Source organism: Bacillus thuringiensis, assembly GCF_001455345.1.
GTDB lineage: Bacteria > Bacillota > Bacilli > Bacillales > Bacillaceae_G > Bacillus_A > Bacillus_A thuringiensis_N.
Genome location: NZ_CP013274.1, coordinates 1,442,441 through 1,457,449, shown reverse-complemented (window position 1 = coordinate 1,457,449; position 15,009 = coordinate 1,442,441). Strand labels below are relative to the sequence as shown.

Here is a 15,009-nt window from a genome sequence, read left to right as displayed (position 1 = left end):
GTACCCCTCTTTATTTCTTTAATTTTTTCAGTTGTTCACCGATAATATCACTTAATTGGAAAGTAGCAGAATCAGCATTTGGTTCATACTGACTGTAATCTTCAGTTACATTATTTTCTTCAAGCGCTTCTTTTATACTTAAAGAAATACGTTTCTCTGCTACATGGACTTCAAGTACTTTCACTTTTACTTCTTGTCCCATTTCCAATGCTTCATTTGGATTTTTCACGTGACGATTTGCAATTTGAGATACGTGCACAAGACCTTCAACACCAGGTAAAATTTCAACGAATGCACCGAATGTAACAAGGCGTTTTACTACTCCTTCACGAATATCTCCAGCTTTTATTTCTCCAGCAACATTTTCCCAAGGTCCCGGTTGAGCTGCTTTAATTGATAAAGAAATACGTTGTGTATCAGCATCAACTGATAACACCTTTACTTTTACCTTTTGACCTTGCTCTAATACTTCAGAAAGTTGCTCTACACGTTCGTGTGAAATTTGTGAAATATGAACTAAACCATCCACACCACCAACGTTAACGAAAGCACCAAAATCCGTTAATCGTTGCACTGTTCCTTCAACAACGTCTCCTTCTTTTAATGAAGAAATTGCTTCTTTTTTCTTAGAATCTAGTTCTAATTCTACTACTGCTTTATGCGAAAGAATTACACGGTTTTTTTCGCGGTCTAATTCAACAATTTTCACAGCTAATGTTTTGCCTTTATAGTCAGTAAAGTCTTCTACATAATGTACTTCTACAAGTGAAGCTGGGATGAACCCACGAACACCAAGGTCCACAACTAATCCACCATTCACGATATCTTTTACAGTAACATCAAATACATGACCAGAAGTAAATTTCTCTTGTAATTCTACCCATGCTTTTTCTGCATCAACAGCACGTTTAGATAAGACAAGATCATCCTCTTCTAATTTAATAATTTTTAATTCTAGTATTTGATTTAATTCTACCACATCGCTTGCTTTTTCAATATGAACGTTAGCTAATTCACTAATTGGAATTACGCCATCTGTTTTGTATCCAACATTTACAAGCACTTGTTTCTCTTCAACTTTCGTTACAGAACCTGTAACAACGTCACCAACTTGTAATTCTTTTGAATCCATAACTTCTTCATTCATTTTCTCTACCATGGAAATACCTCCCTACAGAATTGACAAAGCATTTTTTATGTATATACGAAATGAAAACAAATGTTTTCATTTGCATGTTTAAGAATTTATCATCACATACTCAGTTTTCATACATTTCACCAGAAAATATATTAAACCTATATAAATAGTATACAGCAAAATCATCTTGAAGAAAGTATGTTTTGAAATATAATAGCGAATATATTCTGAAAGTTTTATCTCTCTTTTACTAACTTCTTACAAATCCGATCATTTGTCAAGGAAAGAGACTCACAATTCACGTATCCTTTACATTTCTATACAAACAAAAAAGAAAGAGGCTATCCCCTTTCTTTATTTCGCAAACACTCCTGAAACAATGCCCATAATTTTTTGGACAACTTCTTCAATTGATAAAGAAGTTGTATCTAATTCCAATGCATCATCAGCTTTTTTCAGAGGAGAAACTTCGCGTTCTGAATCTAATTTATCACGCTGAGCAATTTCTTCTTTTAACTGCTCTAAATTAGAATCGAAACCTTTATTTATATTTTCTAAATGTCTTCTTTCTGCTCTTTCTTCAACAGAGGCAAGCATAAAGATCTTCACTTCAGCATCTGGTAACACATGTGTACCAATATCACGGCCATCCATTACAACGCCGCCTTTTTCCGCTAGCTCTTGTTGACGACGTACCATTTCTTCACGAACAAGGCGATGTTTCGCCACAATAGATACTCGATTCGTCACCTCAGGTGTACGAATTACTTCAGAAACATCTTGTCCATTTAAAAATACAAGTTGTGTATTTTCTCCTTGCTGAAACTCAATATTTACATTCTTTACAACTTCCATTAACTGCTCTTCATTTTCAATATCCACTTTTTGCTCAAGGGCTGCATATGTAATTGTACGATACATTGCCCCTGTATCAATATAAACGTAAGAAAGTTTCTTCGCTACAACTTTCGCGACTGTACTTTTTCCAGCAGCTGCTGGACCATCTATAGCAATTGAAATTTGTTTATCCATTGTAACACCTCATTTTTTCACTTATAAAACAAAACGAAAAGCAGGTATTCTCCTGCTTCTTCTCATTTGCTTCACGTCATTAAATCCTCAATTATTGTAGCATAATCCTTCCTAGAAGAAAATGAAAACTACCTATTCACCTGTAAGATTTCTGTTTTGTTTTTTACCGTGACACCTTCATAATAAACAATTTTAGATAAATATTTCACTGATGACTTATGTATAAATAACAATTGCACAACACAAAGACAAATAAATTGTATTATTAATATACGAATAAAAATTTTCTCCACCTTTTTCAACGTAATCGCTCCCTTCTATCCCACATTTATATATTTCGTTTCGCGATTTTATACATCGTACATATAGTAGTTAATTTTATTGTCATTTTCGAGGCATACTTTTATACATTTCCATTGTCGAATTTACTCAAAACATGTTATGTTCTAAATGTATTTTTCAACTTGAAAGGGGTATAAGCATTGAAAAGAATCCTAGTTTTACACACAGGCGGAACAATTGCAATGGAGGAAGATAAAGAAACTGGAGTCGTACAACCAGGTGAAAAAAATCCTCTTTTAAAATTTATTCCTGATTTAGAAGGCGATGTTGATTTAATCGTTGAAGATGTGTTCCATCTACCATCTCCTCATATGACACCAAGCGAAATGTTACAATTACAAGTCATCATTGATGAAAGAGTAAAACAAGAAAACATTCATGGCGTAGTCATTACGCATGGTACGGATACATTAGAAGAAACAGCCTATTTCCTAGATTTAACAGTACAAGCAACTATTCCGATCGTTGTGACTGGTGCAATGCGTTCTAGCAATGAATTAGGCGCTGATGGTCTATATAACTTCTTATCAGCTGTAAAAGTCGCTAGCAGTAGTGAAGCTGCAGAAAAAGGTGTTCTAGTCGTATTAAACGACGAAATTCATTGCGCTACAAATGTAACGAAAACACATACAAGTAATGTAGCAACATTCCAAAGTCCACAGTATGGACCAATTGGCATGGTAACAAAACGTGGTGTTGTATTCCACCATGCTTTAGTACATCACGAAACATATTCAGTAAATAAGGTTTCTAAAAACGTAGTCGTTCTAAAAGCATACGCGGGTATGGACGATACATTGTTAGCAGCCATTGAAAACCTTCCAGTAGACGGGATTGTTATCGAAGCACTTGGACAAGGTAATTTACCTCCAAGAACACTTCCTAGTCTAGAACGATTAATAAACAAAGGAATTCCTGTCGTATTAGTTTCTCGCTGTTTCAACGGCATCGTTCAAGATGTATATTCATATGAAGGCGGCGGCAAACAATTAAAGGATATGGGTATTGTATTCACATACGGTTTAAATGCTCAAAAAGCACGTATTAAATTATTAGTTGCATTAGAGAATACAACTTCTCATGAAGCAATCCAAAATATGTTTATGCACAATTAAAAAAGAAGCTGTCGAAGTTTATTTCGACAGCTTCTTTTTACATTTCTCTTGTTACAATGGTTTGCGCAAGCGCATTTCCATGAAATCTACCGTTCTCGATAAATATTTCATTCGCATTATTTCCAGCAGCAATTACACCTGCAATGAAAATATTTTCAGCGTTCGTTTCCATTGTATCCTCTGCATGAATTGGACGCCCTGTTTCTTCATCAATCCGAACACCCATCTTCGTTAAGAAACTATGATCAGGGTGGTAACCAGTCATCGCAAATACAAAATCATTTTGGATTGTATTTTCCTCACCATCAACTGTATACGTTAATGTATGTTCAGTGATTTCTTTCACATGAGCCCCGAAATGCATTTGAATTGTGCCGTTTCGTACTAATGCCTCAAACTCCGGTAAAATCCACGGCTTTATGCTTGGTGAATACTCACTTCCGCGATATAGTACCGTTACACGCGCACCCGCTTTAACAAGTTCTAACGCGGCATCTACACTCGAGTTTTTCCCACCTATAACTACTACATCTCGGTCAAAATAAGGATGCCCCTCTTTAAAATAGTGAGCTACTTTCTTCAGTTCCTCACCTGGAACATTCATATAATTTGGATTGTCATAATATCCAGTTGCTACAACAATGTATTTCGCCATATACATTTCTTTACTTCCGTCACGTTTTGTCGTCTCAACCTTAAAGACTTCTCCATCTTTTTGAACTTTCTCTACTCGTTCAAAAGCATTTACACGTACAGATTTACGCTTTACTACTTCACGATAATACGCAAGCGCTTGATTTCGAACTGGCTTACGGTTTTCTGTAATAAAAGCTACTTCACCAATTTCTAATTTTTCACTAGAAGAGAAAAATGTTTGATGAGTTGGATAATTATAAATGGCATTTACAATGTTTCCTTTTTCAATTACTAACGGATTTATCCCTACCTTTTGCAATGAAATTGCTGCTGCTAATCCGCACGGACCGCCTCCGATTATAATAACTGTTTCTTTCTGCATACTCGTCCACTCCTAGTCTTCTACCTCTGCACTATTTATAAAAACAAGAAAAAACCTACTTACAGCAGTAGGCACCTATCTTTATTGTATTCATTTTTCATATATTTGTCATCTAAACGAAACGTACATCCGATAGACATCTGCTAAAAACTGCTGAAATTTAATACCTTGTTTCCCTAATACATTTTCAGGATCAATCTTTCTAGCTGGGTCAAGTGTTTTATGTGATACGATATCTTTTTTCGGATTCAAGCCGAAGTTTTGACATAAATACGCATGATACCACGTAAAACGTGTATATGCTTCCCAAAAGTTAACATCACCGCCATAACAAAGTTCCACTCCAATAGCAGCCTTATTTGCATCATAACCATATAAGTCATTATCTGTCGGCACACCATATCGAACATGATAAGCAACTTCACTTATAGGAATAATTTCTAATATTGTTTTGTCATCTATAAATGTATGTGCCGAGGCTTTCGGTTGTATCTCATTAAAATAATCCCGATTACCTATCGCATTGCTACCAGGATTCCCCGTATCATGACTGACAATAAACCTTACTTTAGAGAGAGGAATTCCCGGTCGTGAACTTCCATATCCAATATAATTACGCTCTATAGGAAACATCGCCATTACTACCAACTCCCGCTTCAGAAGATTACCTTACTTCCTTATATATGTATTCGGTAGTAATGTCCTTATAGCATATTTCTTACGCGAAGAGAAAATCGAAAATATTTGATGTGAACACCATAAATAATAAAATACTTACAGCTACTCCATAAAAACCGTAAAACCAAACACAATCTTCTTTCGTATCTAAACCGAAAAATTTATTTACTGATTGTAATAATGTGCCACGCTTACTTTGCTTGTTTCGCAATACTTCCACTCGTTCTACAACATCCGCTGGCATCATAAATCTTTGGTCTACTGTCATTTTCATCATTTATCTCTCCTTAAAATCATTTCCGTTTTGTTTATCTAAGGAGAGTATAGCACGTTTGTTCGTGTAGAACAAGCGTTCTTTTTAATTTTATTTTATTTTTCTGCAATCCAATTAATAATTACTAATATAAAAGCGATAATCGGTCCTACTACAACCACACCAAATATTAAAAACAGTAACCCTTCTCCGAACACCCGAACGATACTTGTTTTTGGAGCTTTCATCGTTTTTGCGAGCTCTCCCTCTAACCTCTTAACCTTTTCTTCTAATTGTTCTACTCGTTCCATTATTTTATTTTCCATATACAACACCTCAATTTAATACTTCAACAAAAAAAAACGTGATTCCTTCGAAAGGAATCACGTTTTTTCACGCTATAATATTATACCCAACCTCTGAAGCGACTTGCTTCAGCCATTTTACGAACACCGACCATATACGCCGCTAAGCGCATGTTCACTTTACGAACTTGTGCTGTTTCATAAATAGAATCAAATGATCTTACCATTACTTTTTCTAAACGTTGTTCTACTTCTTCTTCAGTCCAGTAGTAACCTTGGTTATTTTGTACCCACTCAAAGTAAGATACTGTTACACCACCAGCACTTGCTAATACGTCTGGAACAAGTAAAATTCCGCGATCTGTTAAGATTTTAGTTGCTTCTAATGTTGTTGGACCGTTTGCAGCTTCAACAACGATTTTCGCTTTAATATTATTAGCATTTTCTTCTGTAATTTGGTTCTCAATTGCAGCTGGAACTAAAATATCGCAATCAAGTTCTAACAATTCTTTATTTGAAATTGTATTATTAAATAATTTTGTTACTGTACCGAAGCTATCACGACGGTCTAATAAATAATCAATATCTAATCCGTTTGGATCATGCAATGCACCGTAAGCATCTGAGATTGCAATAACTTTCGCACCTGCATCATGCATAAATTTAGCTAAGAAGCTACCAGCATTACCGAATCCTTGAACAACAACGCGCGCACCTTTAATATCAATGTCGCGTTTTTTTGCAGCTTCGCGAATACAAATTGTAACACCTTTCGCCGTTGCTGTTTCACGTCCATGCGATCCACCTAATACAAGTGGCTTGCCTGTAATAAATCCTGGTGAATTAAATTCGTCAATACGGCTATACTCATCCATCATCCATGCCATAATTTGAGAGTTTGTGAATACATCTGGAGCTGGAATATCTTTCGTCGGTCCTACGATTTGGCTAATTGCTCGTACATAACCGCGGCTTAATCTTTCTAACTCACGGAATGACATTTCACGTGGGTCACAGATAATTCCACCTTTACCTCCGCCATATGGTAAATCAACAATACCACATTTTAAACTCATCCAGATTGAAAGTGCTTTCACTTCATTTTCTGTTACATTCGGATGGAAGCGAATTCCACCTTTCGTTGGACCAACAGCATCATTATGTTGTGCACGATATCCTGTAAATATTTTAACAGTCCCGTCATCCATACGAACTGGTATTTTCACTGTCATCATACGAATTGGTTCTTTTAATAATTCATATACTTCGTTTGGATAACCCAATTTTTCTAATGCTTCACTAATAACAATTTGTGTCGAATTCAATAGTTCAAAATGTTGTTCCCTTTGTTGTTGTGTTTTTGTTTGAGTTCCCTTTTCGGCTACCATAGTAAGTAAACCCCCTGTAATTTCACTTGTTTAGTAAACCTTCATTGCCTAGTATACACCGTTAAATTTGGAATGCAATAGAAAACGCTAACAAATATATACAAACTATTTTCTGTTGCAAGCGTTTTCACTATTATTATAGTCCTTTTATTGCTTTTAGAAAAGTAAAATACTTAAATATTTAAATATTTTTCATTTTACTTACATGCAATACCTTGAAAATATATATTTAAGTACAATAAAGAATGCTCAAATATTTATGATCCCCTCTATACCGTGGATCGTTTTAAAATTTTTAAATCAACATTTTAGGTTTTCCAAATAAAAAAACAAAACCTTAGCTATGCTATATTAGCTAAGGTTTTGTTTTTTCACAAAGTAATTGTGTATTTGTTCAATTGCTTGAGAAGACATTAATTCTTTACCATACTCCATTAGACGATAAATAGTTGCTGTAGACGGATTACCATATTCCGCTAAAATAGCTATAAAATCTGCCTTCAGTAACTGTATTTGCTCCTCTTCTTCCATCCAAAGATAGAAACGCCCATCCCACGTATATAATTTTCCGCCAGTTACATCAAGGTTATATAAACGATTCGACAGGTTAATTACGTCATCTAGTGTAGCAAACTCATAAAGGATATGCTCACTTTCATCTAGAGTCACTTGCATTTCAATAAACTCGTCACGGAACTCATCATCTGTATCCGCTTCTTGATGTTCTTTCGTTACAATTACGACCATTCCTTGCGCTTGTAGAGAAAATACTTCAACTGCAATCGGACCATCCGCTTCAAATCCTAATTCTTTATTTGCTTCTTGCATCATATCACGAAATAATTGCTGTACTTTCGGTGCATTTCTCCACAAATCTTCTTTCGTTAATCCTCGTTCAGTTAAATCATCAAATGTTAAGAAAATTTTTATCTTATTGTAATTTAATCGTTCCAGCCTCATCTCATACCCTCCCTACGCAACCAATGAATATAATTTTTATTATATGAAATAGAAAATAGATGGTTCTTTTCGAACAACTATTCTAACATTTTTAACCAATCATCCCATTCTTCTTTCGTATCACCAATTAGGCTTGTTTGAATGTTCAACTGATCTCGAGCACCTATTTCTCCTATAACCCCAACAGTAAGGTTCTCATTTTTTTCTCGCAACACATTCACGTAGTTCATTGCGTTCTTAAGTTCTCGTCCGTCATCAAAAGAGATTACTACATATTTAGGGCTTATTTGCTCAACAGCTAACGAAATACTATCTTCCGCTAAGCTTACCCTAATATATATCACCTCATATCCTTTTAATCGTAAATACGTTGAGAAAACAAACCCTCTCAACATATTACTTTCTAACACGACAACTTTGTGTATAGAAGAAAACGATGATGCATTATGATACACCATCCCTAGACGCGTTTGTAAAAATGATACGACATATTGGAATTGCACCATTGTAACTTCATTATTATTTTTTAATATTAACAATTTATTTGACACTTGAAGAACAATATTTGCGATAACTTTTTCTGTTGCATAAATACTAAAAGCCTCGTTTAACAATGTAGAAGTTGTAATTTCATCAAATTTTAACAAAGCTTGTAGTAAATCGTCCACTAAAACAACTTCTCTATTGAAATGTATTTCATTTTGAACATTACTTTGCAAACGATTCCCTTCTAATAATTGAACTGCTTGTCCAATCATCATACCGGAAGAAACCTTGTCCATTAACCATTTCAAAATTTGAATATGCTCTTCTGTATATAATCGATGCCCCGCATGATTCCGCTTTGGGGCAATAATTTGATATCGTCTTTCCCATGCACGAAGTGTGCTCGGCTGAATTCCAATTATATTCGAAACAGCTTTTATGTTATATTTTCCGTTTAGAGTTGGCATCATCTCCCTCCGCATAACGTTATAATATGTGTTTGAGCAGGTGCTCGGAAGCGAAGTGGAATCAACGTTGTTCCATACCCATTACTAACAAAAAGAGTCACATTTGAATGCTTATATACGCCACCTTTTAAATATTTTTTAGATGGGAATAATCGGATTTGCCCTCCATGTGTATGTCCACTTAACACAAGTGAAATTTGTTCTTTTCCAGACATTTTATTTATAATATCAGGGTTGTGGCTAATTAATATGCGAAAACCATCTTCTTTACAATCAGCCAACGCTAAATCTAAACGATCACGTTCCAAACCAACATCATCTACACCGAGCAAACAAATTTTCTCTCCTAATTCAGACTCAAATACAACTCTTGTATTATCTAAAACTTTCACATTATTTTCTAATAACAAAGCATCTAACTCATGATATTCAATCTCATAATCATTATTTCCCCATACAAAATATACAGGAGCTATCGTTCTTAACTTTTGTATATTTGCAGAGATTTTTGATAAAGGGACACCTCTTTCCGCTAAATCACCACCAATAATTACAAGATCTACTCTTCCTTTTACTTGTTCAATTAACGAATTTGAAATGATCCTTCTATGAATATCAGATATAAAAAATACATTTACTTTTTGAAAACTTTTCGGAAATTCTTCAAATGTTAAAGTATGTTCTAGCACCGTATCACGCATTGCTTCTGTATACATTACAAGAAGAAATATAATACCAATACATATGAGAGTACTTAATAAGATAATCCATATCATATATTTTTTTACTCCCCTCCTCATAAAGATAATCCTCAGTTTTTATAGTAAGTATTTTACTAACTCTCTTGCTTTGTGGACTTATCTTTTATTGGAATTTTTAATTCTTGACCTACATTCACTTCATTTTCTTGTAAATGATTATACTTTTTAATCACTTCGATCCCAGTTTCATCTGAAAAATATTGCTTCGCTATACTTTCTAAAGTTTCTCCCTCTTTCACCGTATGCGTGACGACTTTCTCAGATGGTGCCTCGGACTCAGATTTAGCTGAATCAAAGAAAATGACCTCAAATGCACTTTTTCCAGCGTTATTACCATCGCTTTTCACCTGAATATATTTATCTGTATACCATAAGATACTAATTGGTAGTAATATGAATAGAAATGTTAAAACTCGGACGAAAATATGATTCATTTTAAACTTTTGTTTTTTCTCTTTATTTCTATGAATTTCACTACGCGGCGGTAAACCTTCTTTTTCTTCCACTCGCTCAACTTCTAATTCCTCTTCAAAATCAGGAATTCGTTTTCTCATGTTGTTCACCACCACCTTCCATTTATTTTCTTAATTGGAGTCCCATTATAAAATCAACAAGAAAGTGTGCAAAGATTGTTATAAACAAATTTCCTGTCCATTCAAATACATAACCAAAGACAAAACTAATGAAACAGACGAAACAAAACAAAAATGGCTTTTTTATATACCGAATATGTAACACTGCAAATACTAAACTCGCTATTACAATTCCAAAGTGCGTCTGCACTACACCTCTAAATAAAAATTCTTCTGCAAAGCCGATAATGAACGTAATAACGAGTAGATGCATAACTGACATCCCTTGAAACATCCTATCGTTAATACCACCATCATCAAACCAAGACTCTGGAAATACTCGCATTGCAACATAATCTAATAACACAATACCACTCGCTAACAAGCCACCTATTGTAAGTATAGACACCGGTTCCCATTTCCACAGACTATACACCAATTTTATATCTCGGAATAGTATATATGCTAGTAAACAACCAATACCGATAATAATGAACTGTGTAATATACAGATTCAGCCTTATTTCTTTCGGACTCATATCTTCAATATTATGCCTTTGAATGTTCATCATTCCCCCATCTTTTCTAGACCGAAAAGCTTTTGTAACTCTGTTTCCCAATTATAGTCGAAATCCGATTGTTGCGCTTGTCTTTTTTTATAATCTGTTTTTGTAATATGACAATAGTCGCAGCAATTCTTTAACTCGCCCTCTTTTCTATAACCGAACTGTTGCAGCAAATATTCACGTCTACATCCTTTCACTTGTATCCACGATTTCATGTTTTCTAGCTCACTATATTTATTACGTAGCCTTATTTCCACTTCAGCTATTAATCTGTTCATAATTTCATCTGACAAGCTCTCTAATATTAATTTTCGCTGTTGTATGATTCCAAGCTGTTCAAGATGATAGCGAATGAAACGCCAATATTGTTCATTAAATCTTGCTGCATTATAACAAATTTCTTCTACCTCTTCTATTGGTAATTCTTTCGTTTGAAACATTCTTTCTTGTAGTAAAGAAAATAAAAATTGTATTTGTGACGGACTTGGCAATTCATCTTCAATTATTGAAATTGGTAAATCGTGATCTAACGGACTACATAGTAAGATAGCTATACTCGGTTCACCATCTCTTCCAGCTCTTCCGATTTCTTGTAAATAAGAAGCGATATTAGTCGGGTAATGGAAATGAATAATATATCTCGTATTCGACTTATTTACTCCCATACCAAAAGCACTTGTACATATTACAAGCTGCAACTGGTCATTCATAAACTGCTGTTGAATTAACATACGCTCTTCATGTTCCATACCACCATGATAGAAAGCGACACCAGTAACGCCTTTTCCTCTTAAATATTCCGTTAAACGTTCTGTCCACGCTCGGCTTGAACAATATACAATCCCTGGTCCTTGTAAATACATTACCTGTTCCAAAAGCGCTTCTTTCTTCTCTTCTATCGTCGTAACAAATTGTACTTCCATTGCAATATTTGGACGATCAATAGAGTATACATGTTGCGCCACATTCTCCAAATTTAAACTCTCTGCTATATCTCGGAGTACGTCTTTCGTCGCTGTTGCCGTTAATGCTAGCACCGTAGGAGACCCGATATTCTCAATGACTACATTTAATTTTTTATAATCTGGTCTAAAATCATAACCCCATTGCGAAATACAATGAGCTTCATCCACAACAAATAATGAAATATGAACTTTCTTCAATTCTCTTATTAACAATTCCGACTGCAACATCTCTGGTGAAACAAAAATAAATTTATATGAAGCTAATCTTTTCATCGCTTCTCTTTTTTCATGTAATGTCCGAAAACTATTAAATGCTATCACTCGGTTTTTCACAATATATTTTAATTGTGTAACCTGATCTTCCATCAAAGATAATAATGGTGATACAACAAGTACTGTCCCTTCTTGCATTAGCCCTGGAAGTTGATAACACATAGACTTCCCTCTTCCGGTCGGAAGCATCGCTATAACATCTTTTCTTTCCAATAAATCTGTAATTACCCCTTTTTGACCTGGACGAAATTCAGAATATCCAAACCACCTATATAAATATTCCTCAAGTTTCATTTATACCCTCCATCCGCGCCAATACAAGACGAACTTCAAAATAAGAGATACCCTCTCCAACCGCTTGTTTCAACTCACGCAACTTACGTGTTTGTAATGCATCAATTACTTCTGTTACTTTATCTATTTTGTCTTTTTCCATAAACATCTCGATAGAAAAATCTCTTTCTCTCAAAGCAATTTCAACAAAATGATCCTCTATCGTTGCAACCTTTAAATTTCTAATTGTCGCTATTTCCTCTAATGAGCGCCCTTGCCTCCAAAAATTATATGTTTTTTTCGTTGATAAACTAAATAATTCAGCTCTCTCATTCGGATAAGAAATAATCTCAGCTAATAACGGAAATTCATTTTCTTTATCGCGAACTTCTTGTATAAGGAAATGGATTGCACCCCAAAATAAAAAGTACACCCTGAATATATCTTGTTTCGTAATTTCCGCTAACTGCTGCAATGTACAACCGATACGTTCATATCCTGTTAATCTATATGTTACAATCGTCGCTTCTACCACATCACATTTCCCTAAAAGATTATGTATTTCTTTCCATAATCTTTTAGCCAATTCATTTCGCCTATACGGCATACCTGTTAAAAAGCGTTTCACCCACATCATTATTTCTGTATCTTGTTGAATAGGAATAAACTTCGTATTATTCTGTTGTAAATTAGATATAGTTTGAATAATTAAAGATAATCTTTTCCAAAATGTTTCACCTAATTCACCATAGTGCAAACCATGTAAATGCGCTGGAAAAGCATACACTCCCTCCCATGTATGCAACTGCATTTTACCTTTAGGTGTTAACAAATATGTATTTCCATGTATTTCTTGAATCAAATCTGCTTGCAACAACTTTGCAACTTCACGATCATATTCAATTCTATTTAATGATTTATATATTCCAAACAAAAAAGAAACCTGGAACATATTTCCATCTTGTAATGTTTGCGAAGATCGTTTTCCCTTTAATAAATAATAAATAGAAGAAACGGTCCTTTCACCATTCAATTGTTTTAAACAATACAATACAGTATATTGTAGTTGCATTACCGCTTCCACCTTTCAATCTAACTTAATTGCTTTTTGGTATGATTGCACTAACTTATCATATCGGCACTATATACTTGTATATATTCTATTGTACCAAACGAAATAACATTTACGTATTTTGAAAATCTTATGACATACTGCAAAAATTAGTTGACACCCTAATTGATAAGCATTATCATTATAATTTTATGTTGAAAAGTTTTAAAAACCGTTTTACAATAAGGTTATAATTTTTATGGCGAGCTTTTCACATACATATTATCAGGAGGGAAAAAAGATGGCAAAATATACAATCGTTGATAAAGATACTTGTATTGCATGTGGTGCTTGTGGCGCTGCTGCACCAGACATTTATGACTATGATGATGAAGGTATTGCATTCGTAACATTAGACGATAACCAAGGTATCGTTGAAATTCCAGATGTATTACTTGAAGATATGATGGATGCATTCGAAGGTTGTCCAACTGACTCAATTAAAGTTGCTGACGAATCATTTGACGGCGATGCTTTAAAATTCGAATAGTCTTTTATTAACTTCAAAAAATGTCCCTCATATTAATGAGGGACATTTTTTGTTTTCATGATACTTATAAAAAAAAACATTAGTAGTTCCATACCTAATGTTTTTTTTGCCCCCGCTATTTGCCGGGCAGCCCGATTGGTGAGGGCTAATAATCAGCAGGGGATGAACACCCCCACTGATTAAAGTTTCACTTTATATTTTATGCATTTTTCATTTTTGCAAACATCCATACTTTCAAGCGTGAGAATAACGCTACAAATACAATTGTCACAACAATCCCTTTAATCAAATTAAACGGTAAGATTGCCGTTACAACCGTTGTTCTTATAGCCTCACTAGACATAGCTGGCGAATTTAAAAACCAAGTGTAAGCTGGGAATATGATGATGTAATTTAATACACTCATAATAAGCGCCATTGTAATTGTCCCTAGCATTAATCCTGTCGTTAAACTCTTAACAGTACGATACTTCCTAAATAAGAAAGCTGCCGGTCCAATAAATAAACATCCTGCAATAAAGTTAGCTATTTCTCCAACTGGTACTCCCGTTAAACTTCCTTGAATCCCGTAATGTAAAATATTCTTTATCGCCTCTACAATTACTCCCGCAATTGGTCCGAAGATAATCGCTGCAATTAGAGCCGGTACATCACTAAAATCAATTTTTAAGAATGGCGGAAGCCCTGGGAACGGGAAATCCAACATCATCAGTAAATATGCAATACTACTTAGCATCGCTACACTCACCATCTGCACTACACTGTTTTTTTGTTTCATCTTTCTCTCTCCTTTTCCATCGATCATCTCATGGAAAGT

The 15,009-nt window shown here is 34.6% G+C and carries 18 protein-coding genes; 2 read left to right on the top strand and 16 right to left on the bottom strand.

Annotated elements, in window-relative coordinates; all coding sequences use genetic code 11:
* Positions 1 to 10 precede the first annotated feature (10 nt).
* The 3 genes from rpsA to ATN06_RS07790 form a co-directional block, all read right to left on the bottom strand.
* Positions 11 to 1,159, bottom strand: a complete 1,149-nt coding sequence (gene rpsA, locus ATN06_RS07800) for a 30S ribosomal protein S1 (protein ID WP_060630172.1) — start codon at positions 1,157 to 1,159, stop codon at positions 11 to 13.
* Positions 1,160 to 1,492: 333 nt separating this feature from the next.
* Complete coding sequence (cmk, locus tag ATN06_RS07795) at positions 1,493 to 2,170, bottom strand: (d)CMP kinase (RefSeq protein ID WP_060630171.1); 678 nt, start codon at positions 2,168 to 2,170, stop codon at positions 1,493 to 1,495.
* 128 nt (positions 2,171 to 2,298) lie between these two features.
* The gene (locus ATN06_RS07790; protein ID WP_060630170.1) at positions 2,299 to 2,472 is read right to left on the bottom strand and encodes a YpfB family protein; all 174 of its coding nucleotides are present in this window, start codon (positions 2,470 to 2,472) and stop codon (positions 2,299 to 2,301) included.
* A gap of 180 nt (positions 2,473 to 2,652) precedes the next feature.
* Between ATN06_RS07790 and ansA the strand changes: the two genes are divergently transcribed.
* Positions 2,653 to 3,627: an asparaginase gene (gene ansA, locus ATN06_RS07785; protein WP_088116134.1), complete on the top strand. Its 975-nt coding sequence runs from the start codon at positions 2,653 to 2,655 to the stop codon at positions 3,625 to 3,627.
* A 37-nt stretch (positions 3,628 to 3,664) separates the two neighbouring features.
* On the opposite strand, the gene ATN06_RS07780 is transcribed toward ansA, so the two are convergent.
* The 12 genes from ATN06_RS07780 to ATN06_RS07725 all read right to left on the bottom strand — a co-directional run bounded on the left by ATN06_RS07780 (position 3,665) and on the right by ATN06_RS07725 (position 13,663).
* Complete coding sequence (locus tag ATN06_RS07780; RefSeq protein ID WP_060630169.1) at positions 3,665 to 4,645, bottom strand: YpdA family putative bacillithiol disulfide reductase; 981 nt, start codon at positions 4,643 to 4,645, stop codon at positions 3,665 to 3,667.
* Positions 4,646 to 4,753: 108 nt separating this feature from the next.
* Positions 4,754 to 5,284 carry a peptidoglycan recognition protein family protein gene (locus ATN06_RS07775; protein WP_001240646.1) on the bottom strand — a complete coding sequence of 177 codons (531 nt, stop codon included), beginning with the start codon at positions 5,282 to 5,284 and terminating at the stop codon, positions 4,754 to 4,756.
* Positions 5,285 to 5,363: 79 nt separating this feature from the next.
* Positions 5,364 to 5,600: a DUF3961 domain-containing protein gene (locus ATN06_RS07770; RefSeq protein WP_001983018.1), complete on the bottom strand. Its 237-nt coding sequence runs from the start codon at positions 5,598 to 5,600 to the stop codon at positions 5,364 to 5,366.
* Positions 5,601 to 5,692: 92 nt separating this feature from the next.
* Complete coding sequence (locus ATN06_RS07765; protein WP_060630168.1) at positions 5,693 to 5,902, bottom strand: hypothetical protein; 210 nt, start codon at positions 5,900 to 5,902, stop codon at positions 5,693 to 5,695.
* Between the two features lie 80 nt (positions 5,903 to 5,982).
* Complete coding sequence (gene gudB, locus ATN06_RS07760; protein WP_000225171.1) at positions 5,983 to 7,269, bottom strand: NAD-specific glutamate dehydrogenase; 1,287 nt, start codon at positions 7,267 to 7,269, stop codon at positions 5,983 to 5,985.
* Between the two features lie 351 nt (positions 7,270 to 7,620).
* Positions 7,621 to 8,229, bottom strand: a complete 609-nt coding sequence (locus ATN06_RS07755) for a genetic competence negative regulator (protein WP_060630167.1) — start codon at positions 8,227 to 8,229, stop codon at positions 7,621 to 7,623.
* Between the two features lie 77 nt (positions 8,230 to 8,306).
* Entirely contained in the window at positions 8,307 to 9,182 is an 876-nt protein-coding gene (locus ATN06_RS07750; RefSeq protein ID WP_060630166.1) for a MerR family transcriptional regulator, read from the bottom strand.
* Entirely contained in the window at positions 9,182 to 9,958 is a 777-nt protein-coding gene (locus tag ATN06_RS07745) for a metallophosphoesterase (protein ID WP_060630165.1), read from the bottom strand. Before ATN06_RS07745 ends, ATN06_RS07750 begins: the two co-directional genes overlap by 1 nt.
* Positions 9,959 to 10,017: 59 nt before the next feature.
* Positions 10,018 to 10,497: a LysM peptidoglycan-binding domain-containing protein gene (locus tag ATN06_RS07740; RefSeq protein WP_060630164.1), complete on the bottom strand. Its 480-nt coding sequence runs from the start codon at positions 10,495 to 10,497 to the stop codon at positions 10,018 to 10,020.
* Positions 10,498 to 10,519: 22 nt separating this feature from the next.
* Positions 10,520 to 11,083: a CPBP family intramembrane glutamic endopeptidase gene (locus ATN06_RS07735; protein WP_060630163.1), complete on the bottom strand. Its 564-nt coding sequence runs from the start codon at positions 11,081 to 11,083 to the stop codon at positions 10,520 to 10,522.
* Positions 11,083 to 12,612 (bottom strand): RecQ family ATP-dependent DNA helicase, encoded by a 1,530-nt coding sequence (locus tag ATN06_RS07730; RefSeq protein WP_060630162.1) that lies wholly within the window; start codon positions 12,610 to 12,612, stop codon positions 11,083 to 11,085. The genes ATN06_RS07735 and ATN06_RS07730 overlap by 1 nt, the downstream gene beginning before the upstream one ends.
* Entirely contained in the window at positions 12,602 to 13,663 is a 1,062-nt protein-coding gene (locus ATN06_RS07725) for a YpbB family protein (protein WP_060630161.1), read from the bottom strand. Before ATN06_RS07725 ends, ATN06_RS07730 begins: the two co-directional genes overlap by 11 nt.
* A 280-nt stretch (positions 13,664 to 13,943) precedes the next feature.
* On the opposite strand from ATN06_RS07725, the gene ATN06_RS07720 reads away from it, so the two are divergent.
* Positions 13,944 to 14,192, top strand: coding sequence for a ferredoxin (locus ATN06_RS07720; RefSeq protein WP_001151996.1), 249 nt, complete (start codon positions 13,944 to 13,946; stop codon positions 14,190 to 14,192).
* Positions 14,193 to 14,391: 199 nt separating this feature from the next.
* Here the strand turns inward: ATN06_RS07720 and ATN06_RS07715 are convergent, their stop codons facing one another.
* Complete coding sequence (locus ATN06_RS07715; RefSeq protein ID WP_060630160.1) at positions 14,392 to 14,970, bottom strand: ECF transporter S component; 579 nt, start codon at positions 14,968 to 14,970, stop codon at positions 14,392 to 14,394.
* Positions 14,971 to 15,009 lie beyond the last annotated feature (39 nt).